Below are 22,737 nucleotides of genomic sequence, written 5' to 3'. Positions count from 1 at the left end.
GCTCAGACGCGGGCGGTCTCCCGCTTGCCGCCGCCGTTGCCACGACGGTCGTCACGGCCGCTGTCGCCGTCGCCGTTGCCGCCCTGGCCGGCGGATGCGCCGGCATCGGCCGGTTCGCTCGTGCGCCGGTCCCGCGCGGCCTGCGCCGCGTCCTGCCGGAACGCCCAGTCCATCTTCGGCTCCATCGCGAACCGGAACACCCGCTGCACCGGCCCGGTGCACAGCAGCGTCACCCCGATCGCGGCGAGCACGGTCACGAAGATCTCGCCGAGCGGGCGGTGCAGCCACGCGTGGTCGAACCAGCCCTCGTACATGCCGGCCTTCACCACGAACCCGTGCAGCAGGTAGCCGTACAGCGTGCCCGCGCCCAGCGCGGTGAACCACATGTGGCGCCGCGGCACCCAGGCGAAGAAGCAGGCGGTCAGCAGCAGCGAGCAGCCGAACATCGCCAGCACCATCACCGGCCCGACCCACCACGGCACGCCCAGCTCCTGCGCGGCGTCCCGGTGGTAGAACCAGGCGGTGTTCATCCGCGGCACGGCCCACCAGCCCACGGCCAGCGCGACCGCGAACACCGGCACCGACAGGATCCGCACCGAACGGCGCCGCACCATCTGGAAGTGCTCGGGCTTCACGCACAGCCCCAGCACGAAGTACGGCAGGAACTGCAGCACCCGCTGCAGGTCCAGGTCGTCGCCGATCTCCGGGCTGACCGACGCGGCCATGGCCAGACCGAGCGCGACCGGCAGCGGCCAGCGGATCATCTTCCAGATCGGCGTGGTGAGCCGCCACAGGAACAGCGCGCACAGGAACCAGGTCAGATACCACGGGTCGAGCAGGCTGATCTCCTGCTCCGGCGCGTCGTCGATCACCCGCTTGAAGAGCGGGTACGCCGTCTCGAAGACGATGTACGGCACGGCGACGCCGGTGATCAGCCGCTTCAGCCGGCTGGGGCGCATGTCGAAACTGCGCGAGAAGAAGCCGGAGATGATGATGAACGCCGGCATGTGGAAGGTGTACACGACGGTGTACACGCCCTCCAGGATGCGGCTGTCACCCTTCAGCGGCTCCCAGGCGTGACCGATGGCCACCAGCACGATCGCCAGGTACTTGGCGTTGTCGAAGAACGCGTCGCGCTGCTTGCCGGACTGCGGGCTCTGCGGGGACCGCGGGCTCGGCACTCCCGGTCCCGGCGACTGTGCCGGGGGAAGCGGCGCCCTGCGGCGGGAGGAGGCGGCGTGGAACATCTGAGGCACCCTAGCGTCGTCTGCGGGGTCGCGTAAAACCCCCCACGTCGTTACCGGTTCAGCGCTCGGTTACCCCCGATTTATGCAGGCAAAATGTCCAGTTGGAGGTAATTCGATTTATCTGTGCGCATGGTGTGTGGGCAGGGAAACCATCCTGTCGAATTCCTGTCGCGAGCATGCCCTCGAATTACTGTGCGGCCCCTCGTGACGGCCCTCCGCGGCGCCCCTGTCGGCGGCCCGGCCGCCCCGCTGTCCGCCGCCCGCGGTCACTGTCGTGACGGACGATGCGTCACGGGCCGCATACGGACGGCTGGTTGGTGGCACGATGGTTCTGGCGGGGGTGTGCGGTGCCGGCATCCCCCGGCCGGTAGAGCGGACCGACCGAGGGTGTGATCTGTTGTGGCCATTTCACTGTCAGTGGTGCTGCTGTTGGCGATCATCCTGGTCGTGATGATGCGCGGCGGTTCGATCAAGGCCGGGCCGGCCATCGTGGCGATCCTCTTCGGCTTCTTCCTCGCCTCGACGGGCATGGCGCCGTCGATCAATCGTTTCCTCAACTCGATAGCGGAGACGATCAACTCCATCACCTTCTGACGGCCGCCGGACCGGCCGCGGAAAACGCCTCAGGGCCGGCCGGAGAGACGATCTCCGGCCGGCCCTGAGGCGTACCGAGCGGGCGACGGGAATCGAACCCGCGTAGCCAGTTTGGAAGACTGGGGCTCTACCATTGAGCTACGCCCGCACACAGGCGCCGCTGGTCGGGTGACCGCGGCACTGCAGGCATCGTAGCGGGTCGTCCCCCCTCGCCGCACACCCCTTCCGGCGCCGCGCCGGTCACCGGCCCCGGCGCCCGCCGCCGGCGCCCCGCACGGCGCACGTCCGGCGCACGCGATGGCGCGGGGAATGACGCGCGGAATACGGGAGGCCGTGTTGTCGCCGGGCATGTACCCTACGTGTCGCACACCAGACGGGGTGTGGCGCAGCTTGGTAGCGCGTCCGCTTTGGGAGCGGAAGGCCGTGGGTTCAAATCCCGCCACCCCGACCAGCCACTGATCACCACGAGTGATCGTCGCGCCCTCGCGCATGATCGCCTTTTGGGGCGTGTACCCGCTGCCGTTACTATGCAAGCTGCACGCCCGTGTGTCCGGCCTAGCGGCCTGCGAACTCCTCCGGGCGGCGAAATCCGCCGGGCCGGTCTGGCCCCGGCGAAACCCGAGCAGTCAGCCACAAGGAGACCGAACCGTGAAGAGCGCCGTGGAGAACCTGAACCCGACCCGGGTTCGGCTCACTGTCGAGGTGCCCTTCGAGGAGCTCAAGGACAGCCTCGACGCGGCGTACAAGAAGATCAACCAGCAGGTCACGGTGAAGGGCTTCCGCAAGGGCAAGATCCCGGCCCGGGTCATCGACCAGCGGTTCGGCCGCGGTGCCGTGCTGGAGGAGGCGGTCAACGACGCGCTTCCGAAGTTCTACACGGAGGCGGTCAACGAGGCCGAGCTCAACGTCCTCGGCCAGCCCGAGGTCGACATCACGGAGCTGAAGGACGGCGAGACGCTGAACTTCACCGCCGAGGTCGACGTCCGCCCGACGATCGAGATCCCGGACTACTCCGGCATCGAGGTCGAGGTCGACGCCGTCGAGGTCACCGACGAGGACGTCGAGAAGTCGGTCGAGCAGCTCCGCGAGCGCTTCGCCTCCACCACCCCGGTCGAGCGCGCCGCCGAGGACGGCGACGTGGTCACCGTGGACCTGGAGGCCAAGGTCGAGGGCAAGGTCCTCGAGGACGGCGTCGCCAGCGGCGTCTCCTACACCATCGGCTCCGGTGAGCTGCTGGACGGCATCGACGACGCCGTGAAGGGCCTGTCCGCCGGTGAGGAGGCCACCTTCACCTCCGAGCTGAAGGGCGGCTCCGCGGCCGGCAAGGAGGCCGAGGTCACCGTCAAGGTCACCCAGGTCGCCAAGCGGGAACTGCCCGAGCTGGACGACGACTTCGCGCAGCTCGCCTCCGAGTTCGACACCCTCGAGGAGCTGAAGGCCGACAGCCGCAAGCGCCTGGAGAACATGAAGCAGTTCGACCAGGCCACCCAGGCGCAGGAGCGCGTCCTGGAGAAGCTGCTGGAGCTGGTCGAGGTCCCGGTTCCCGAGAAGCTGCTCGAGGACGAGATCAACACGCGCAAGCACAACCTGGAGCACCACCAGCTCGGCCAGATGGGCCTCACCCTCGACAAGTACCTGGAGCTCCAGGGCAAGACCGCCGAGGAGTTCGAGAACGAGACCCGCGAGGCCGCGATCAAGGGCATCAAGACCCAGTTCGTGCTCGACGAGCTCGTCAAGCAGGAGAAGCTCAACGTCAACCAGGAGGAGCTCACCGAGCACCTCATGCGGCGTGCGGCCTCCTCCGGCATGTCCCCCGACCAGTTCGCCCAGGCCGTCGTCGAGCAGGGCCAGGTCCCGCTGCTCGTCGGTGAGGTCGCCCGCGGCAAGGCGCTGGCCGTCGTGGTCGAGAAGGCCACGGTGAAGGACACCAACGGCGAGATCATCGACCTCTCCGACGAGGACGAGGACGAGACCGAGGCCGCCGCCGGGACCGCCGAGGCCGAGACCTCCGAGGCCGCCGCCGACGAGAAGTCCGAGGGCTGAGCCGTACGGCACCGCTGATCACGCGGGACGGGCTCCGGGTGCTCCGCACCCGGAGCCCGTTTCGTTACCCGCCCGGCGCGAGCGAGATCGACGCTACGCCCCCGGCGAACACTCCCGTTACCGGGATTCCCCCGGAGGGCCCCCGCGTTAGGGTCCATGAATACGTAGTACACGTGAGACGGCCCGGCGCCGTCGTAAGACGAGCAGGTGGATACGTGACGAATCTGATGCCCTCCGCCGCCGGCGAGCCTTCCATCGGTGGTGGCCTCGGCGACCAGGTCTACAACCGGCTGCTCGGCGAGCGGATCATCTTCCTCGGCCAGCCGGTGGACGACGACATCGCCAACAAGATCACCGCGCAGCTGCTGCTCCTTGCCGCTGACCCGGACAAGGACATCTTCCTTTACATCAACAGCCCCGGCGGCTCGATCACGGCCGGCATGGCGATCTACGACACCATGCAGTACATCAAGAACGACGTGGTGACGATCGCCATGGGCCTCGCGGCGTCCATGGGCCAGTTCCTGCTCAGCGCGGGCACCCCCGGCAAGCGCTTCGCCCTGCCGAACGCCGAGATCCTGATCCACCAGCCCTCCGCCGGCCTGGCCGGCTCGGCCTCGGACATCAAGATCCACGCCGAGCGGCTGCTGCACACCAAGAAGCGCATGGCCGAGCTCACGGCCCAGCACACCGGCCAGTCGGTCGAGCAGATCACCCGCGACTCGGACCGCGACCGCTGGTTCGACGCGTACGAGGCCAAGGAGTACGGCCTCATCGACGACGTCATCGCCACGGCCGCCGGCATGCCGGGCGGCGGAGGCACCGGGGCGGGCTCCTGAGGGCCGTACGGCCCTCCCGGCCCCCCGCACGGCCCTGTGCGACCCCTAGACGCCCCCAGCCACCGCCCCAGCCCCTCTCAGGAGACACCGTGAACGACTTCCCCGGCCGCGGCATCTACGACCGCGCCCGTGCCGAGTACACCGGCCCCACGGCCGAGTCCCGCTACGTGATCCCGCGCTTCGTCGAGCGCACCTCCCAGGGCATCCGCGAGTACGACCCGTACGCGAAGCTCTTCGAGGAGCGCGTGATCTTCCTCGGCGTCCAGATCGACGACGCCTCCGCCAACGACGTCATGGCGCAGCTGCTGTGCCTGGAGTCGATGGACCCCGACCGGGACATTTCGGTCTACATCAACAGCCCCGGCGGTTCCTTCACCGCGCTGACGGCGATCTACGACACGATGCAGTTCGTCAAGCCGGACATCCAGACGGTCTGCATGGGCCAGGCGGCCTCCGCCGCGGCCGTGCTGCTGGCCGCCGGCACGCCCGGCAAGCGGATGGCGCTGCCGAACGCGCGCGTGCTGATCCACCAGCCGTACAGTGAGACCGGCCGCGGTCAGGTCTCCGACCTGGAGATCGCCGCCAACGAGATCCTGCGGATGCGCTCGCAGCTGGAGGAGATGCTGGCCAAGCACTCCACGCAGCCGGTCGAGAAGATCCGCGAGGACATCGAGCGCGACAAGATCCTCACGGCCGAGGACGCGCTGCAGTACGGCCTGATCGACCAGATCATCTCCACCCGCAAGATGAACAACGCCGCGGTCCGCTGACGCGGACACCGTAGGATGTGCCGCCCCTTGGCACAGCGCACTTCGAAGTGAACCGCGCCAAGGGGGGCCCGAACGGGGGGCTCGGCAAGGTACCGTCGGACATAAGGCAGCACCAGGAGCCGCTGGACGTTTGCGTCCAGTCGTCTCCCAGGCGAAGGGGAAGCACACCGTGGCACGCATCGGTGACGGCGGCGATCTGCTCAAGTGCTCGTTCTGCGGCAAGAGCCAGAAGCAGGTCAAGAAGCTCATCGCAGGCCCCGGTGTGTACATCTGCGACGAGTGCATCGACCTCTGCAACGAGATCATCGAGGAAGAACTCGCGGAGACCAGTGAGGTCCGCTGGGAGGAACTGCCCAAGCCGCGCGAGATCTACGAGTTCCTCGAGGGGTACGTCGTCGGCCAGGAGGCCGCGAAGAAGGCCCTCTCGGTGGCGGTCTACAACCACTACAAGCGCGTCCAGGCGGGCGAGAACGGCGGCAGCCGCGAGGACGCCATCGAACTGGCGAAGTCCAACATCCTGCTGCTGGGCCCCACGGGCTCGGGCAAGACGCTGCTGGCCCAGACCCTGGCGCGGATGCTGAACGTCCCGTTCGCCATCGCCGACGCGACGGCGCTCACGGAGGCGGGGTACGTCGGCGAGGACGTCGAGAACATCCTGCTGAAGCTGATCCAGGCGGCGGACTACGACGTCAAGAAGGCCGAGACCGGGATCATCTACATCGACGAGATCGACAAGGTCGCCCGTAAGAGCGAGAACCCGTCGATCACCCGCGACGTCTCGGGCGAGGGCGTCCAGCAGGCCCTGCTGAAGATCCTGGAGGGCACCACCGCCTCGGTCCCGCCGCAGGGCGGACGCAAGCACCCGCACCAGGAGTTCATCCAGATCGACACGACGAACGTGCTGTTCATCGTGGGCGGTGCCTTCGCCGGCCTGGAGAAGATCATCGAGTCGCGGGCGGGCGCCAAGGGCATCGGCTTCGGCGCGACGATCCGCTCCAAGCGCGAGCTCGAGTCCAAGGACCAGTTCGAGGACGTCATGCCCGAGGACCTGGTCAAGTTCGGCATGATCCCCGAGTTCATCGGCCGGCTCCCGGTGATCACGAGCGTCCACAACCTGGACCGCGAAGCGCTCCTGAAGATCCTGGTGGAGCCCCGCAACGCGCTCGTCAAGCAGTACCAGCGCCTCTTCGAACTCGACGGCGTGGAACTCGACTTCGAACGCGAGGCCCTGGAAGCCATCGCCGACCAGGCCATCCTCCGCCAGACCGGCGCCCGCGGCCTGCGCGCCATCATGGAGGAAGTCCTGATGTCGGTGATGTACGAGGTCCCGTCCCGCAAGGACGTGGCCCGCGTGGTCATCACCGCCGACGTAGTCCACTCCAACGTCAACCCGACCCTGATCCCACGCGACGCGCGGGGCCGGGGGCCGGGGGAGCAGAAGACGGCGTAGCCAAGTTTCATACGGCAAGGGGGCACCTGACGATCGAGGTCAGGTGCCCCCTTTGCCGTACATCTTCAGGCGACCCTCGTTTTGGATCAAGTCAAGCTTCCGACACGTGCTTGTGTCATGTGCTCGCAAGGTGATCTTGTGGTCACCGTTAGGGGTGACCGCCCTACGAGCAAGGAAAGACGGAGGGACAAGACGTGAGAATAAAGCGAGCCCTGGCGGCGGCCAGTTTGACCGCTGCGGCAGTGGTGCTGCCCATCACGGTGGCGGCACCGGCACAGGCTAGCGCCGCGGATTGCCAGAACTACCTGGCGAGCAAGGGCTACCTCGTTGGTCCGAAGGTCAAGGATGCTTGCGGGCAGACCGGGATCAGCGGCTATCAGGCCTGTGTCCAGAGGCTCGTGAACGCCGGCGTCCGGGCCGAGTACGCGTTCATAGCGTGCAACATGCGCTGAACTTGACTCAGGACATGAAGAGGATAGGCGTTCACGCAATCGCACGTGAGGCGGCCTGCGTGCAAGCCTCGTAGTTCGTCAAGCCTGCCAGCGCGTTGCGGCTCACCCAGTCGACGATTGGGTGAGCCGCAACCTTGATGCCGACATTCGGTCAGGCCTTGACGCGGACTTCCTTGCGGAACTTGGCGGCGATGTCGGCCGCGGCCGCCTGGTCGGTCGGCTTCTCGGCGGCCATGCTGGCGACGTCCATCGGCATCACCATGCCCATGGTGCTGTGGTCGCTCCAGACGCAGATGGTCACGTTCATCTCGCTCGGGCCCGAGGACGTGCCGGACGAGGAGCCACTGAGGTCGCTCTTGATGTCCTGGCACTTGAGGACCGCGCCCTCGGCGTTGTCGTAGGACTTGGCCTCTCCGACGAGGGTGGCCTCAGAGTCGCTCTTCTTCGACTCCGTCTCCATGTAGGCGAAGAAGGCGTCGACGACCTTCTCGGGATCCTCGATCTCGCCGTAGACGCCGCCGAACTGGATGAGCTTCTGCGCCAGCGGGTTGTCCTTGTTGCCCGCCTGGTACTGAGCTTCGACGTCCGTGGGGTTCTTCACGCCCCACTTCTCAGCGTCCTTGATGTCGTCGCCCGTCATCGTGTCGCTGTCGTCGCTCTTCTTCTTGTACTCGCCGAGCACCGTCGCTGGCGTCGTCAGCTTGTGGGGGCCGTCGTCCGCGATGTCGGAGCCGCCGCCGCTGCCCCCCGCCAGGAGGAAGTACGCGCCGACCGCGATCGCCGCCACGACCGCGACCGCGCCGATGACGAGGCCCGTCTTCTTCTTGCCGCCGGCCGGGACGGGGGGCTGGGGCGCGCCGTAGGGGGCCTGGCCGTAGGGGGGCTGCTGGGGCGGGACGCCCTGGGGCTGCTGCGGGTAGCCGTAGCCGGGCTGCGGCTGGGTGGGCTGCTGGGGGTAGCCGTAGCCGGGCTGGGGTGCCTGCGGCTGCTGGCCGTAGGGGCCCGGCTGACCGTACGGTCCGGGCTGCTGGGGCTGCCCGCCGTACGGGCCCGGCTGGTTGTAGCTCATTACTGGGTTCCCCTCCAGATGCTTATGCGTACCTGACATCCTGGCGCAGGCGGCCGGAACCCACCGCATCGGGGTGCGCACTGTTACGAAGGAATCGAGTTTCGGGACCGTGCCGTGACACCCCTAAACTGAGCCCGTGACCGAGAACACTCAGCAGCAGCCGCCAGCGACCACCACCGAACTGCCGACCCAGTACACGCCGGCCGAGGTAGAGGGGAAGCTGTACGAGCGCTGGGTAGAGCGGGGGTACTTCGAGGCGGACGCCAAGAGCGACAAGCCGCCGTACACCATCGTCATCCCGCCGCCGAACGTCACCGGCTCCCTGCACCTCGGGCACGCGTTCGAGCACACGCTCATCGACGCGCTGACCCGCCGCAAGCGGATGCAGGGCTACGAGACGCTGTGGCAGCCGGGCATGGACCACGCCGGCATCGCCACCCAGAACGTCGTCGAGCGCGAGCTGGCCAAGGAGGGCAAGTCCCGCCACGACCTCGGCCGCGAGGCGTTCGTCGAGCGCGTGTGGCAGTGGAAGGCCGAGTCCGGCGGGCAGATCTCCGGCCAGATGAAGCGCCTCGGTGACGGCGTCGCCTGGACGCGCGAGCGCTTCACCATGGACGAGGGCCTGTCCAAGGCCGTCCAGACCATCTTCAAGCGGCTCTACGACGACGAGCTGATCTACCGCGCCGAACGCATCATCAACTGGTGCCCCCGGTGCCTGACGGCCATCTCGGACATCGAGGTCGAGTACCAGGACGACGACGGCGAGCTCGTCTCCATCCGGTACGGGGAGGGGGACGACGCCATCGTCGTCGCCACCACCCGCGCCGAGACGATGCTCGGCGACACCGCCGTCGCGGTCCACCCCGAGGACGAGCGCTACAAGCACCTCGTCGGCCGCGAGATCGAGCTGCCGCTCACCGGCCGCCGTATCCCGGTCGTCGCCGACGAGCACGTCGACCCCGAGTTCGGCACCGGCGCCGTCAAGGTGACCCCGGCGCACGACCCGAACGACTTCGAGATCGGCCGGCGCCACGACCTGCCGTCCATCACGGTCATGGACGAGCACGCCGTCATCACCGCCCACGGCCCCTTCCAGGGCCTGGACCGCCTGGAGGCCCGCTCCGCCATCGTCGCCGCGCTGCGCGCCGAGGGCCGGATCGTCGCCGAGAAGCGGCCGTACGTCCACTCCGTGGGCCACTGCTCGCGCTGCAAGACCACCATCGAGCCGCGCCTGTCCATGCAGTGGTGGGTCAAGGTCGGCCCGCTCGCCAAGGCCGCCGGTGACGCGGTGCGCGACGGCAAGGTCAGGATCCACCCGCAGGAGATGGAGAAGCGCTACTTCGACTGGGTGGACAACCTGCACGACTGGTGCATCTCGCGCCAGCTGTGGTGGGGCCACCGCATCCCGGTCTGGTACGGCCCCGACGGCGAGGTCGTCTGCGTCGGCCCCGACGAGGAGCCGCCGTCCGGCGAGGGCTGGTACCAGGACTCCGACGTCCTCGACACCTGGTTCTCCTCCGGCCTGTGGCCGTTCTCCACGCTCGGCTGGCCGGAGCAGACCGAGTCGCTCGCGAAGTTCTACCCGAACTCCGTCCTGGTCACCGGCTACGACATCCTCTTCTTCTGGGTCGCCCGGATGATGATGTTCGGCCTCTACGCGATGGACGGCACCCCGCCGTTCCACACCATCGCCCTGCACGGCATGGTCCGTGACCAGAACGGCAAGAAGATGTCGAAGTCCTTCGGGAACGTCGTCAACCCGCTGGACTGGATGGACAAGTACGGCTCCGACGCGCTCCGCTTCACCCTCGCGCGCGGCGCCAACCCCGGCGTGGACGTGCCGATCGGCGAGGACTGGGTCCAGGGCTCCCGCAACTTCGCCAACAAGATCTGGAACGCCACCCGCTTCGCGCTGATGAACGGCGCGACGGTCGAGGGCCCGCTGCCGGACGCGTCGACGATGTCGTCCACCGACCGCTGGATCCTCTCCCGCCTGAACTCGGTGGTCGCCGAGGTCGACGCGTACTACGAGGACTACCAGTTCGCGAAGCTCTCCGACGCGCTGTTCCACTTCGCCTGGGACGAGGTCTTCGACTGGTACGTCGAGCTGTCCAAGACCACCTTCCAGGCGGGCGGCGAGCCGGCCGAGGTCAGCAAGCGGGTCCTCGGCGAGGTGCTCGACGTCACCCTGCGGCTCCTGCACCCGGTGGTGCCGTTCGTGACGGAGACCCTGTGGACCACGCTGACCGGCGGCGAGTCCGTCGTCATCGCCGAGTGGCCGAAGGACAGCGGCTTCCGTGACGCCGACGCCGAGCGCGAGATCGAGACGCTTCAGTCCGTCATCACCGAGGTCCGCCGCTTCCGCGCCGACCAGGGCCTCCAGCCCGGCCAGCGGGTCCCCGCCCGGCTCTCCCTCGACGGCACGGCCCTCGCGCCGCACGAGGCCGCCATCCGCCAGCTGCTGCGCCTCCAGCCGGAGGGCGAGGGCTTCTCGGCGACGGCGACCCTGCCGGTCGCGGGTGTCGAGGTCGCGCTGGACCTGTCCGGCGTGATCGACGTGGCGGCGGAGCGCAAGCGCCTCGCCAAGGACCTCGCCGCCGCGCAGAAGGAGCGCCAGCAGGCCGAGGCCAAGCTCGGCAACGAGGCGTTCCTGGCCAAGGCCCCGGACCACGTGGTGGAGAAGATCCGCACCCGCCTGGCCAAGGCGGAGGAGGACATCACCCGCATCGGGGCCCAGCTGGAGAAGCTGCCGCAGGCGTGAGGCCGCGTGCGTGAGGCGCGTACGTGAGGGAGGCCCCCGGTGCAGAGAGAGCGCCGGGGGCCTTCTCCTGCCGGAAGGGGCGCGGGGAACTGCGCGAGCAGCCCCCGCGGCCCGCAGCCGCACGACGCCCCGAGCCGCCCTCTCCGCAGGCGCCGCAAGCCACCGCACGCGTTGTCAGCGCCTCTCCGTAGACTGGCCCCGTGAGCGACATCCCCGGCACCAGCGACCAGAGCGACCAGCCCGACCCCCTCGACTCCTTCGACGAGATCATCGAGGCGGAGACCACCCGTGACCCCGACCTCGCGGTGATCGAGGCCGGCAGCCGCACCCTGCGCACCCAGGGCGGCCCGCCGCAGGCGGACGTGCCCGCGCGGCCGGAGGACCCGGAGGTCGACCAGGCCCTGCGCGAGGTCGAGGCCGAGCTGGCGACCCGCTGGGGCGAGACCAAGCTGGAGCCGTCGGTCACCCGGATCGCGGCGCTGATGGACGTCCTGGGCGAGCCCCAGCGGTCGTACCCGTCGATCCACATCACGGGGACCAACGGCAAGACGTCGACGGCCCGCATGATCGAGGCCCTGCTCGGCGCCTTCGAGCTGCGCACCGGCCGGTACACCTCGCCGCACGTGCAGTCGATCACCGAGCGCATCAGCCTGGACGGCGCGCCGATTACGGCGGAGCGGTTCATCGAGACGTACCGGGACATCAAGCCGTACGTCGAGATGGTCGACGCCTCGCAGGAGTACCGGCTGTCCTTCTTCGAGGTGCTGACCGGCATGGCGTACGCGGCGTTCGCGGACGCCCCGGTGGACGTGGCCGTCGTCGAGGTCGGCATGGGCGGCTCCTGGGACGCCACGAACGTGATCGACGGGGATGTCGCCGTGATCACCCCGATCGACCTGGACCACACCGACCGGCTGGGCGAGACGCCCGGTGAGATCGCCGGTGAGAAGTCCGGGATCGTCAAGCAGGGCGCGACCGTGATCCTGGCGCAGCAGCCGGTGGACGCGGCCCAGGTGGTGCTGAAGAAGGCCGTCGAGGTCGACGCCACGGTGGCCCGGGAGGGCCTGGAGTTCGGCGTGGTGGCCCGGCAGGTGGCGGTCGGCGGTCAGCTGCTGACGCTGCGCGGCCTGGGCGGCGAGTACACCGAGGTGTACCTGCCGCTGCACGGCGCCCACCAGGCGCACAACGCGGCCGTCGCGCTGGCCGCGGTGGAGGCGTTCTTCGGGGTCGGCGCGCAGCGCGCGGAGCCGCTGGACATCGACGCGGTCCGCAAGGCGTTCGCGGCGGTGTCCTCGCCGGGCCGCCTGGAGGTCGTACGGCGCTCGCCGACCGTGGTGCTGGACGCCGCGCACAACCCGGCGGGGGCGCGGGTGACGGCCGAGGCGATCGGTGAGGCGTTCCAGTTCAGCCGGCTCGTCGGGGTGGTCGGCGCGAGCGCCGACAAGAACGTGCGCGGGCTGCTGGAGGCGTTCGAGCCGGTGTTCGCCGAGGTCGTCGTCACGCAGAACTCCAGCCATCGCGCGATGGAGGCCGACGAACTGGCCGCGATCGCCGTCGAGGTGTTCGGCGAGGAGCGGGTACAGGTCGAGCCGCGGCTGCCGGACGCGCTGGAGGCGGCGATCACGCTGGCCGAGGAGGAAGGCGAGTTCGCCGGCGGCGGCGTCCTCGTCACCGGATCCGTCATCACGGTCGGCGAGGCCCGGCTGCTGCTGGGGAAGGGCTGAGGAACCACCCATGCGTACGCTCTGTGCTTCGACGCTGATCGGCGAGTTCTTCATCATCGGCTTCGCCGGGCTGGTCGCGATGAAGGAACCCGGCCTGTCCATGTCGACGGTGTGGACGGTCAGCGGGATCGCGATGTTCCTGTGCCTGGTGCTGTGCGGGATGGTCACCCGGCCCGGCGGCGTCGCCCTCGGGTGGGCGCTGCAGATCGCGCTGATCGCGTCCGGGTTCGTCGTGCCGATGATGTTCGTCCTGGGCGTGGTGTTCGCGGCGCTGTGGTGGGCGTCGGTGCATTTCGGGAGGAAGGTGGACGAGGCGAAGGCCCGATTTGCGGCGCAGGCCGAATCTTCCCAAGCTTCTCAGGCTGACGCTGTGTGACAGCGCCTCCGGGTCGCCCTGTAGCCTCGACCCACCCCGCACAACTTGATCTCAAAGGAGTCCGTCGTGACCCAGCGCACCCTCGTCCTCCTCAAGCCCGACGCCGTCCGTCGTGGCCTGACCGGCGAGATCATCAGCCGTATCGAGCGGAAGGCCGGCTGGCAGATCACCGCGCTGGAGCTGCGCACCCTGGACCAGGAGACGCTGGAGCAGCACTACGGCGAGCACAAGGGCAAGCCGTTCTACGAGCCGCTGGTGGACTTCATGTCCTCCGGCCCGGTCGTGGCGATGATCGTCGAGGGCGAGCGGGTCATCGAGGGCGTGCGGCAGCTGGCCGGGCCGACCGACCCGATCGCCGCCGCGCCGGGCTCCATCCGCGGTGACTACGGCGTCATCGTCCGCGAGAACCTGATCCACGCGTCCGACTCCGAGGAGTCCGCCGAGCGCGAGGTCAAAATCTTCTTCCCCGGCCGCGCCTGACCCCGCCTCCGGGCCGCCCGGTTGCGAATTTTCCAGGGAGTTTTCTGACGGGGCGTCAGCTGCCCCGGGTCGCCGACCAGCCACGGCCGTACGTTTTCGGCCGTGGCTTGGCATATGCCGTGGCGATCGGGGGAACGAACCCCTCCGATGGACCGTCTCCACAAGCGGGGCGGCGCGCCATCTGCTGACAATGGCGAAGACCCTCGCGCGGTTGCCGTGAAGGCGCGTCTACGATGGAGGCACTTCACGTCACAGCACCCACCTCGCCGACCTGACAAGCCTTCAAAAGCTTGGTGGGAAGGCCAGACGAATCCTGATGGGGAACTCAATGTCGTTCATCGGCCGTGACATGGCTGTCGACCTCGGGACCGCCAACACGCTGGTGTACGTCAGGGGTCGCGGGATCGTACTCAACGAGCCGTCCGTCGTCGCGATCAACACCAACACCGGTGGCATCCTCGCGGTCGGTGCCGAAGCGAAGAAGATGATCGGGCGGACGCCGGGCAACATCGTCGCCGTGCGCCCCCTGAAGGACGGCGTCATCGCCGACTTCGAGATCACCGAGCGCATGCTCCGCTACTTCATCCTGAAGATCCACAAGCGGCGGTATCTGGCTCGGCCGCGGGTCGTCGTCTGTGTGCCCTCCGGCATCACCGGCGTCGAGCGCCGCGCCGTCATCGAGGCGTCGTCCCAGGCCGGCGCCCGCCAGGTGCACATCATCGAGGAGCCCATGGCCGCCGCCATCGGCTCCGGCCTGCCGGTCCACGAGGCCACGGGCAACATGGTGGTGGACATCGGCGGCGGCACGACGGAGGTCGCGGTCATCTCCCTCGGCGGCATCGTCACCGCCCAGTCCATCCGTGTCGCGGGCGACGAGCTGGACAACGCGATCATCCAGCACATCAAGAAGGAGTACTCCCTCCTGCTGGGTGAGCGCACGGCCGAACAGATCAAGATCACGATCGGTTCGGCGTACGACCTGGACACCGACGAGCACACCGAAATCCGGGGCCGGGATCTCGTCTCCGGGCTGCCCAAGACCGTCGTCATCTCCGCCGCGGAGGTGCGCAAGGCGATCGAGGAGCCCGTCAACGCGATCGTCGATGCCGTGAAGACCACCCTGGACAAGTGCCCGCCGGAGCTGTCCGGCGACATCATGGACCGCGGAATCGTTCTGACCGGCGGCGGCGCGCTGCTGCGCGGCCTGGACGAGCGGCTGCGGCGCGAGACGGGCATGCCGATCCACATCGCCGAGGACCCGCTGGACAGCGTGGCGCTCGGCTCCGGCAAGTGTGTCGAGGAGTTCGAGGCGCTGCAGCAGGTGCTCGACGCGGCACCGCGCCGATGACCTGTGACGACGATTCCGCCGTACGAGGCCAATCCCTCTCGTGCGGCGGATCGTTGGTATAGGCATAAGCTCACACATCAGTTCCTGTTCACACACCAGTTCCTATGAGGAAGGGCACGGCCGCCGCACGTGAGGGACACACGAGAGAGCCGGCTGCTCCTGGTGCTGCTGATCGCCATCGCGTTCGCGCTGATCACGGTGGACATCCGCGGCGGGGAGGACTCACCGGTCGACGGTGCCCGGCGCGCCGCGGCCACGGTCTTCGGCCCGATCGAGAACGGAGTGGCGTCCGCCGTCGACCCGGTCGGCAACGCGATCGCCGCCGTCCGTGACTCCGGCGAGCGGCACGACCGCATGGCCGAACTGGAACGGCAGAACGCGGCGTTGAAGGCGAAGCTCGGCAGCGACGACCGCACCCGCAGCAGACTCCGGCAGCTCGACGACATGCTGAAGATCGCGGGCCGCGGTCAGTACGGCATCAAGGGCGCCGAGGTCATCGCCATAGGAGCCGCGCAGGGCTTCTCCTGGACCATCACCATCGACGTCGGCGCCAACGACGGCATCAAGCGCGACATGACCGTCCTCAACGGCGACGGACTCGTCGGCCGCGTCACCACCGTCGGCCCGGACACCGCCACCGTGCTGCTCGCCAACGACCCCGACTTCACCGTCGGCACCCGGATGGAGGGCAGCGACGAGCTGGGCTTCGCCGCGGGCCAGGGCGACCGCCCGCTGCGCGTGGAACTCCTCAACGGCAAGGCGCAGATCAAGAAGGGCGACCGCCTGGTCACCTTCGGCTCGCAGGCCGACAAGCCGTTCGTGCCCGGTGTCCCGGTCGGCGTGGTCTCCCGCGTCGACCCCTCCGGCGGCGACCTGACCCGCACCCTGTACGTCACGCCGTACGTCAGCTTCACCAAGCTCGACGTCGTCGGCGTCGTCGTGCAGACACCCGAGAAGGACCCGCGCGACACCGTTCTGCCGCCCAAGCCCAAGCCGACCCCGAGGCCGACTGTGACGGTGACGGTCACCCCGTCGGCCGAGGCGCCCGGCTCCGGCGAGTTCCCGTCGCAAGACCAGTAGGGGGAGCTGACCTTCCATGCGCTTCAACCGGATCCTGCTCTCCTCCGCCCTGGTCGTCGTCGCCCTGGTCTTCCAGGTCAGCGTCCTGGCCCGGCTGCACCTCCCGGGCGCCGTCCCCGACCTGCTGCTGCTCACCGTCCTCGGCCTCGCCCTGGTCTACGGCCACGTCGGCGGCGCCCTCGTCGGCTTCGGCGCCGGACTGCTCGCCGACCTCTCCCCGCCCGCCGACCACGCCGCCGGCCGCTACGCGCTGGTGCTGTGCGTCGTCGGCTACCTGGCCGGACTCGTCAAGCCGGAGAACGGCCGGCTGAAGTCCGCCACCGGCACCATGGCCGTGGTGGCTGCCGCCGCGATCGGCACGACCCTGCTGTACGCCGGGGTGGGCGCCCTCGTCGGCGACACCGCCGCCCGCCACGTCGGCCTCGGCGGCCTGCTGTTCACCGCCGTCCTCTACGACCTGCTGCTCGCGCCCTTCGTGGTGCCCGGCGTCATGGCGCTGGCCCGCCGCGCCGACAACGACCCGCTCGCCGAGGCCGGCTCCGCCGCCCAGGGCACCGACATCTCCGAGGGCTGGCTCGCCTCCGGCACCGGCCTGCGCATCGGGGGACAGCGCAGCGGCCTCAGAATGAAGGCCGCCAGAGCCCGCACCGCCCGCGCCGGGCGCATCAAGGGGGTCAAGCGGCTGTGAATCCGGCTGAGTTCACCACAACGGGTGAACTTGCGAGGAACCGCAGCTCACGGGCCCTTCGTTCCTCACTTGCACTCGCCTCACCCGTTCTCACCCCGCCCGTTTCCGCCCGCACCCACCCGTTCGCGTACTGAGAGGGGGAGCAGCCGCAGTGACCAACATCCCCGAGACCGGACGGACGCCGCGCGTCCAGACCCGGCTCATCGTCGTCCAGGTCCTCGTCCTCTCCCTCCTCGCCACCCTCGGCGGCCGGCTGTGGTATCTCCAGATCCGCCAAGGCGCGGAGTACGCCAAGGAGGCCTCGGGCAACCACGTCCAGCAGGTCGTCCAGCCCGCCGTCCGCGGCTCGATCCTGGACGCGCGCGGCGTGCCCCTCGCCGACAACGAGACCCGGCTGGTGGTCTCCGCCTCCCGCACCGAGCTGATGAAGATGAAGGACGACGGCGAAGCCGTCCTCACCAAGCTCGCCGGCGTCCTCGGGATGACCCCGAAGGAGGTCAAGGAGAAGGTCCGGCTCTGCGACGCCGACACCCCCCAGCCCTGCTGGAACGGCTCGCCGTACCAGCCGATCCCCATCACCGACGAGGCCACCCCCCGCCAGGCCCTGCAGATCCGCGAACGCGCCGAGGACTTCCCCGGCATCACCGCCGAACCCCAGGCCGTGCGCCGCTACCCGAGCCCGGGCAAGGCCAACACCGCCCAGGTCCTCGGCTATCTCTCCCCGGTCACCGACGAGGAGATCCAGCAGGCCCAGGACACCGACTCGCCCTTCCTGCGCTCCGACCAGGTCGGCCGTTCCGGCCTTGAGCGCCAGTACGACAAGGCGCTGCGCGGCAAGGCCGGCGTCACCCGCTACGAGGTGGACAACCTCGGCCGGGTCATCGGCCAGGCCGAGTCGGACGCCGCCCAGCCCGGCTCCAACCTCGTCACCAGCATCGACGCCCGCGTCCAGCGCGTCGCCGAGTACGAGCTGAACGAGGCGATGGAGGCCGCCCGCAAGGAGTGGGACCGCAACACCCAGGAGCGGTACAAGGCCGACGCGGGCGCCGTCGTGGTCATGGAGGCCAGGACCGGCCGCATCGTCGCGATGGCCTCCAACCCGACGTACGACCCCAACGCCTGGGTCGGCGGCATCTCCGCCAAGGACTACCGCAAGCTCACCGGCAAGTCCTCCAACTACCCCCTGCTGAACCGGGCCATACAGGGTCAGGCCGCCCCCGGCTCCATCTTCAAGGTGGTCTCCACGGCCGCCGCGGTCCAGGCGGGCTACGACTTCGACGGCCGCTACGAGTGCTCCAGCGCGTACTCGGTCGGCGGCCAGGTCTTCAAGAACTTCGAGTCGCAGAACCACGGCGCGATCGACCTCGGCCGCGCCCTGGAGGTCTCCTGCGACACCGTCTACTACCGGCTCGCGCACAGCGAGTGGAAGAAGGACGGCGGCATCAACCCCAAGGGCAAGCCCAAGGACTGGTTCTACAAGGCCGCCCACCAGTTCGGCCTCGGCAAGGAGACCGGCATCGACCTGCCCAACGAGGTCTCCGGCCGCGTCCCCGACCGCGAGTGGAAGCAGCGGTACTGGGAGGCCAACAAGGACGCCTGGTGCAAGACGGGCAAGAAGGACGGCGACTACGTCGAGCGCATCGCCTACGAGAACTGCCTCGAAGGCAACAAGATGCGCGCCGGTGACGAGATCAACTACTCCATCGGCCAGGGCGACACCCTCGTGACCCCCATCCAGATGGCCACCATCTACGCGGCCATCTCCAACGGCGGCACCCTCTACACGCCGACCGTCGGCAAGGCCGTCATCAGCCCCGACGGCAAGGAGGTCGAGGAGATCCGGCCGAAGTCGCACGGCCGGCTCCCGGTCAGCAAGCAGACCCTCGCCCAGATGGACGAGGCCCTGGCCGGCGTCGCCACCCGCGGCACGGCCGCGTGGCGGTTCGGCGGCTGGCCGCAGGACGAGATCCCGATGCACGCCAAGACCGGCACGGCGGAGGTGTACGGCAAGCAGACCACCTCCTGGTTCGCCACCTACACCGACGACTACGCGATCGTGATGACCATCTCCCAGGGTGGTACGGGCTCCGGCGCCTCCGGCCCGGCGGTCCGCAACATCTACGACGCGCTCTACGGCGTCTCCGACGACGGCGCCATCGACAAGAAGAACGCCCTGCTGCCCACCCCGCAGAAGAGCCTGCCGAAGATCCAGACCGACGGCTCCATCACCGCGCCCAAGCTCCCCGAGGACGTGGCGAAGGAGCAGCAGGCCAGCCAGCAGGCCCCCGAGAGCCCGGCGGAGCAGCAGCAGACCGCGGCGACCGTGCCCTCGCCGGAGGCGGGCAACCGTGAGACACGCCGGCGCGGCCGCCGCCGCGGCGGCCGAAGGAGCCGGCGATGAGCGGCGTCAACAGCTTCCAGGTCTCCGGGTACGGCCCGGAGCGGGCCGGGTGGACGCGGCTGCTGGCCCGCGACTCGCTGGCCCGGCGCCTCGACTGGCCGATACTGCTGGCCGCGCTCGCGCTGTCGCTGATCGGCTCGGTGCTGGTGTTCTCGGCGACCCGCAACCGCACCGACATCAACCAGGGCGACCCGTACTACTTCTTCCTGCGCCACCTGCTGAACACCGGCATCGGGTTCGCCCTGATGGTGGGCACCGTCTGGCTCGGCCACCGCACCCTGCGCACCGCCGTGCCGATCCTCTACGGCGCGTCCGTCTTCCTGATCCTGCTGGTGCTCACCCCGCTGGGCTCCACGGTCAACGGCGCCCACTCCTGGATCGTGATCGGCGGCGGCTTCTCGCTCCAGCCGTCGGAGTTCGTGAAGGTCACGATCATCCTCGGCATGGCGATGCTGCTGGCGGCGCGGGTGGACGCGGGCGACAAGCAGTACCCGGACCACCGCACCGTCCTCCAGGCGCTCGGCCTGGCCGCCGTGCCCGCGCTGATCGTGATGCTCATGCCCGACCTCGGCTCGGTCATGGTGATGGTGGTGATCGTGCTCGGCGTCCTGCTCGCCTCCGGCGCCTCCAACCGCTGGATCTTCGGGCTCATCGGCGCGGGCACCGCCGGCGCGCTCGCGGTCTGGCAGCTGGGCATCCTGGACGAGTACCAGATCAACCGCTTCGCCGCCTTCGCCAACCCCGAGCTCGACCCGGCCGGCGTCGGCTACAACACCAACCAGGCCCGGATCGCCATCGGCTCCGGCGGCCTGACCGGCTCCGGCCTCTTCCAGGGCTCCCAGACCACCGGACAGTTCGTCCCCGAGCAGCAGACCGACTTCGTCTTCACGGTCGCCGGGGAGGAGCTGGGCTTCGTCGGCGGCGGGCTCATCATCGTGCTGCTCGGCATCGTGCTCTGGCGCGCCTGCCGCATCGCCCGCGAGACCAGCGACCTGTACGGCACCGTCGTCGCCGCCGGCATCGTCGCCTGGTTCGCCTTCCAGTCCTTCGAGAACATCGGCATGACCCTCGGCATCATGCCGGTCACCGGCCTGCCGCTGCCGTTCGTGTCCTACGGCGGTTCGTCGATGTTCGCGGTGTGGGTGGCGGTCGGGCTGCTGCAGTCGATCCGGGTGCAACGGCCGATGTCCGCGTGACCGCGCGGCCCCGCCCCCGCCGACGCCGCACACCCGGCCGGGACCGCTGTCCGAACGGCGTCCCGGAGCGCTCCCCGGCCGCGTTACGCTAGATGGTCACCCCTGTCAGCTGACGAAGGTAATTCCCGCGATGTCTGTCGAGTCGGTCTTCCCGCAGCTCGAAGCTTTGCTCCCGCATGTGCAGAAGCCGATCCAGTACGTGGGCGGCGAGCTCAACTCCACCGTGAAGCCGTGGGACGAGTGCGATGTGCGCTGGGCGCTCATGTACCCGGACGCCTACGAGGTCGGTCTGCCCAACCAGGGCGTCATGATCCTCTACGAGGTGCTGAACGAGCAGGAGGGCGTCCTCGCCGAGCGCACCTACAGCGTGTGGCCCGACCTGGAGGCGCTGATGCGGGAGCACGGCGTCCCGCAGTTCACCGTGGACAGCCACCGCCCGGTGAAGGCCTTCGACGTCCTCGGCGTCAGCTTCTCCACCGAGCTGGGCTACACCAACCTGCTGACCGCGCTGGACCTGGCCGGCATCCCGCTGGAGGCCAAGGACCGCGGGCTCGACGACCCGATCGTGCTGGCGGGCGGGCACGCCGCGTTCAACCCGGAGCCGATCGCCGACTTCATCGACGCGGCCGTCATCGGCGACGGCGAGCAGGCCGTGCTCGACATGACGGAGATCATCCGCGCGTGGAAGGCCGAGGGCCGGCCCGGTGGCCGCGAGGAGGTGCTGCTGCGCCTGGCGAAGACCGGCGGGGTGTACATCCCGGGCTTCTACGACGTGGAGTACCTGCCGGACGGCCGTATCAGCCGCGTCGTGCCCAACCGCTCCGGCGTGCCGTGGCGGGTGTCCAAGCACACCGTCATGGACCTCGACGAGTGGCCGTACCCCAAGAAGCCGCTGGTCCCGCTCGCCGAGACGGTCCACGAGCGGATGTCCGTGGAGATCTTCCGCGGCTGCACCCGCGGCTGCCGCTTCTGCCAGGCCGGCATGATCACCCGCCCGGTCCGCGAGCGGTCCATCACCGGCATCGGCGACATGGTCGAGAAGGGCCTGAAGGCGACCGGCTTCGAGGAGGTCGGCCTGCTGTCGCTGTCCTCCGCGGACCACAGCGAGATCGGCGACATCGCCAAGGGCCTCGCGGACCGCTACGAGGAGGACAAGATCGGTCTGTCCCTCCCGTCGACCCGCGTGGACGCCTTCAACATCGACCTCGCCAACGAGCTGACCCGCAACGGGCGCCGCTCCGGCCTCACCTTCGCCCCCGAGGGCGGCTCGGAGCGCATCCGCAAGGTCATCAACAAGATGGTCTCGGAAGAGGACCTGATCCGGACCGTCGCCACCGCCTACGGCAACGGCTGGCGCCAGGTGAAGCTGTACTTCATGTGCGGCCTGCCCACCGAGACCGACGAGGACGTCCTGCAGATCGCCGACATGGCGACGAAGGTCATCGCCAAGGGCCGCGAGGTGTCCAAGTCCAACGACATCCGCTGCACGGTGTCCATCGGCGGCTTCGTCCCCAAGCCCCACACCCCCTTCCAGTGGGCCCCGCAGCTGTCCGCCGAGGAGACCGACGCCCGCCTGGAGAAGCTGCGCGACAAGATCCGCGGTGACAAGAAGTACGGCCGCTCCATCGGCTTCCGCTACCACGACGGCAAGCCCGGCATCGTCGAGGGCCTCCTCTCCCGCGGCGACCGCCGCATCGGCGCCGTCATCCGCGCCGTCTACGAGGACGGCGGCCGCTTCGACGGCTGGCGCGAGCACTTCTCGTACGACCGCTGGATGAACTGCGCCGAGAAGGCCCTCGCCCCCTACGGCGTGGACGTCGACTGGTACACCACCCGCGAGCGCACCTACGAGGAGGTCCTGCCCTGGGACCACCTCGACTCCGGTCTCGACAAGGACTGGCTCTGGGAGGACTGGCAGGACGCCCTCGACGAGACCGAGGTCGAGGACTGCCGCTGGACGCCGTGCTTCGACTGCGGCGTCTGCCCCGCCATGGACACCCACATCCAGATCGGCCCGACGGGCAAGAAGCTGCTGCCGCTGACGGTCAAGAACGCGGCACCGAGCCCCGCGGGCCGCTGACCGACGCTCTCCCGGTGATCCTCTGAGTCCTCTCCCCCGCCGGGGAGGGGACTCAGTGCGTTGCTCGGCGCGCCGGCGCCGGCCTGCGCCGGCGCGCGTCGACGACGTGCGCTTTGCCTGGGCTGATCCCGGACGCCGT

General features: G+C 69.2%; 18 protein-coding genes and 2 tRNA genes. 17 read left to right on the top strand and 3 right to left on the bottom strand.

The window, feature by feature from the left end:
* Nucleotides 1–2: 2 nt before the first annotated feature.
* Nucleotides 3–1,181: an acyltransferase family protein gene (locus G7Z13_RS11890; protein ID WP_240926186.1), complete on the bottom strand. Its 1,179-nt coding sequence runs from the start codon at nucleotides 1,179–1,181 to the stop codon at nucleotides 3–5.
* A 465-nt stretch (nucleotides 1,182–1,646) separates the two neighbouring features.
* Between G7Z13_RS11890 and G7Z13_RS11885 the strand changes: the two genes are divergently transcribed.
* Nucleotides 1,647–1,841, top strand: coding sequence for a hypothetical protein (locus tag G7Z13_RS11885; protein ID WP_165998554.1), 195 nt, complete (start codon nucleotides 1,647–1,649; stop codon nucleotides 1,839–1,841).
* Nucleotides 1,842–1,918: 77 nt separating this feature from the next.
* On the opposite strand, the gene G7Z13_RS11880 is transcribed toward G7Z13_RS11885, so the two are convergent.
* Nucleotides 1,919–1,989 (bottom strand) — tRNA-Gly (locus tag G7Z13_RS11880).
* 226 nt (nucleotides 1,990–2,215) lie between these two features.
* Between G7Z13_RS11880 and G7Z13_RS11875 the strand changes: the two genes are divergently transcribed.
* The 6 genes from G7Z13_RS11875 (at nucleotide 2,216) to G7Z13_RS11850 (ending at nucleotide 7,395) form a co-directional block, all read left to right on the top strand.
* Nucleotides 2,216–2,292 (top strand) — tRNA-Pro (locus G7Z13_RS11875).
* Nucleotides 2,293–2,489: 197 nt separating this feature from the next.
* On the top strand, nucleotides 2,490–3,884 hold the full coding sequence (tig, locus tag G7Z13_RS11870) for a trigger factor (protein WP_165998552.1): 1,395 nt from the start codon (nucleotides 2,490–2,492) through the stop codon (nucleotides 3,882–3,884).
* Nucleotides 3,885–4,111: 227 nt separating this feature from the next.
* The gene (locus G7Z13_RS11865) at nucleotides 4,112–4,723 is read left to right on the top strand and encodes an ATP-dependent Clp protease proteolytic subunit (protein WP_052414086.1); all 612 of its coding nucleotides are present in this window, start codon (nucleotides 4,112–4,114) and stop codon (nucleotides 4,721–4,723) included.
* 89 nt (nucleotides 4,724–4,812) lie between these two features.
* Complete coding sequence (locus tag G7Z13_RS11860) at nucleotides 4,813–5,493, top strand: ATP-dependent Clp protease proteolytic subunit (RefSeq protein WP_165998550.1); 681 nt, start codon at nucleotides 4,813–4,815, stop codon at nucleotides 5,491–5,493.
* Nucleotides 5,494–5,662: 169 nt separating this feature from the next.
* On the top strand, nucleotides 5,663–6,943 hold the full coding sequence (gene clpX, locus G7Z13_RS11855; protein ID WP_165998549.1) for an ATP-dependent Clp protease ATP-binding subunit ClpX: 1,281 nt from the start codon (nucleotides 5,663–5,665) through the stop codon (nucleotides 6,941–6,943).
* 194 nt (nucleotides 6,944–7,137) lie between these two features.
* Nucleotides 7,138–7,395, top strand: coding sequence for a hypothetical protein (locus G7Z13_RS11850; RefSeq protein WP_165998548.1), 258 nt, complete (start codon nucleotides 7,138–7,140; stop codon nucleotides 7,393–7,395).
* Between the two features lie 151 nt (nucleotides 7,396–7,546).
* Here the strand turns inward: G7Z13_RS11850 and G7Z13_RS11845 are convergent, their stop codons facing one another.
* On the bottom strand, nucleotides 7,547–8,464 hold the full coding sequence (locus G7Z13_RS11845) for a hypothetical protein (protein ID WP_165998546.1): 918 nt from the start codon (nucleotides 8,462–8,464) through the stop codon (nucleotides 7,547–7,549).
* A gap of 136 nt (nucleotides 8,465–8,600) precedes the next feature.
* Here G7Z13_RS11845 and G7Z13_RS11840 point away from each other — a divergent pair, with 136 nt between their 5' ends.
* From G7Z13_RS11840 to G7Z13_RS11795, 10 genes are all read left to right on the top strand, one after another.
* Complete coding sequence (locus tag G7Z13_RS11840) at nucleotides 8,601–11,225, top strand: valine--tRNA ligase (RefSeq protein ID WP_165998543.1); 2,625 nt, start codon at nucleotides 8,601–8,603, stop codon at nucleotides 11,223–11,225.
* Nucleotides 11,226–11,425: 200 nt separating this feature from the next.
* A complete protein-coding gene (locus G7Z13_RS11835) occupies nucleotides 11,426–12,949 on the top strand; it encodes a folylpolyglutamate synthase/dihydrofolate synthase family protein (RefSeq protein ID WP_165998541.1) in 1,524 nt (507 codons plus the stop codon).
* 10 nt (nucleotides 12,950–12,959) lie between these two features.
* Nucleotides 12,960–13,325: a DUF4233 domain-containing protein gene (locus tag G7Z13_RS11830; RefSeq protein WP_165998539.1), complete on the top strand. Its 366-nt coding sequence runs from the start codon at nucleotides 12,960–12,962 to the stop codon at nucleotides 13,323–13,325.
* 66 nt (nucleotides 13,326–13,391) lie between these two features.
* On the top strand, nucleotides 13,392–13,805 hold the full coding sequence (ndk, locus tag G7Z13_RS11825; protein WP_165998537.1) for a nucleoside-diphosphate kinase: 414 nt from the start codon (nucleotides 13,392–13,394) through the stop codon (nucleotides 13,803–13,805).
* A gap of 328 nt (nucleotides 13,806–14,133) precedes the next feature.
* Entirely contained in the window at nucleotides 14,134–15,153 is a 1,020-nt protein-coding gene (locus tag G7Z13_RS11820; protein WP_048457894.1) for a rod shape-determining protein, read from the top strand.
* Between the two features lie 129 nt (nucleotides 15,154–15,282).
* Nucleotides 15,283–16,233 (top strand): rod shape-determining protein MreC, encoded by a 951-nt coding sequence (gene mreC / locus G7Z13_RS11815; RefSeq protein WP_165998536.1) that lies wholly within the window; start codon nucleotides 15,283–15,285, stop codon nucleotides 16,231–16,233.
* 16 nt (nucleotides 16,234–16,249) lie between these two features.
* Nucleotides 16,250–16,921: a rod shape-determining protein MreD gene (gene mreD, locus G7Z13_RS11810; RefSeq protein WP_165998534.1), complete on the top strand. Its 672-nt coding sequence runs from the start codon at nucleotides 16,250–16,252 to the stop codon at nucleotides 16,919–16,921.
* 151 nt (nucleotides 16,922–17,072) lie between these two features.
* On the top strand, nucleotides 17,073–19,322 hold the full coding sequence (mrdA, locus tag G7Z13_RS11805; protein WP_165998533.1) for a penicillin-binding protein 2: 2,250 nt from the start codon (nucleotides 17,073–17,075) through the stop codon (nucleotides 19,320–19,322).
* A complete protein-coding gene (rodA, locus tag G7Z13_RS11800; RefSeq protein ID WP_165998531.1) occupies nucleotides 19,319–20,518 on the top strand; it encodes a rod shape-determining protein RodA in 1,200 nt (399 codons plus the stop codon). The genes mrdA and rodA overlap by 4 nt, the downstream gene beginning before the upstream one ends.
* Before the next feature lie 130 nt (nucleotides 20,519–20,648).
* On the top strand, nucleotides 20,649–22,598 hold the full coding sequence (locus tag G7Z13_RS11795; protein ID WP_165998529.1) for a TIGR03960 family B12-binding radical SAM protein: 1,950 nt from the start codon (nucleotides 20,649–20,651) through the stop codon (nucleotides 22,596–22,598).
* The last annotated feature ends 139 nt before the right edge of the window (nucleotides 22,599–22,737 follow it).

Source organism: Streptomyces sp. JB150 (assembly GCF_011193355.1).
In the GTDB taxonomy this organism is placed as follows: domain Bacteria; phylum Actinomycetota; class Actinomycetes; order Streptomycetales; family Streptomycetaceae; genus Streptomyces.
This window is presented reverse-complemented; position numbering and strand designations above follow the sequence as displayed.

Coding starts and splice junctions, on each gene's coding strand:
- G7Z13_RS11845 (WP_165998546.1), bottom strand. CDS start 8,464: ATGAGCTACAACCAGCCGGGCCCGTACGGCGGGCAGCCCCAGCAGCCC.
- rodA (WP_165998531.1), top strand. CDS start 19,319: ATGAGCGGCGTCAACAGCTTCCAGGTCTCCGGGTACGGCCCGGAGCGG.
- G7Z13_RS11865 (WP_052414086.1), top strand. CDS start 4,112: ATGCCCTCCGCCGCCGGCGAGCCTTCCATCGGTGGTGGCCTCGGCGAC.
- G7Z13_RS11830 (WP_165998539.1), top strand. CDS start 12,960: ATGCGTACGCTCTGTGCTTCGACGCTGATCGGCGAGTTCTTCATCATC.
- mreD (WP_165998534.1), top strand. CDS start 16,250: ATGCGCTTCAACCGGATCCTGCTCTCCTCCGCCCTGGTCGTCGTCGCC.
- G7Z13_RS11795 (WP_165998529.1), top strand. CDS start 20,649: ATGTCTGTCGAGTCGGTCTTCCCGCAGCTCGAAGCTTTGCTCCCGCAT.
- G7Z13_RS11820 (WP_048457894.1), top strand. CDS start 14,134: ATGTCGTTCATCGGCCGTGACATGGCTGTCGACCTCGGGACCGCCAAC.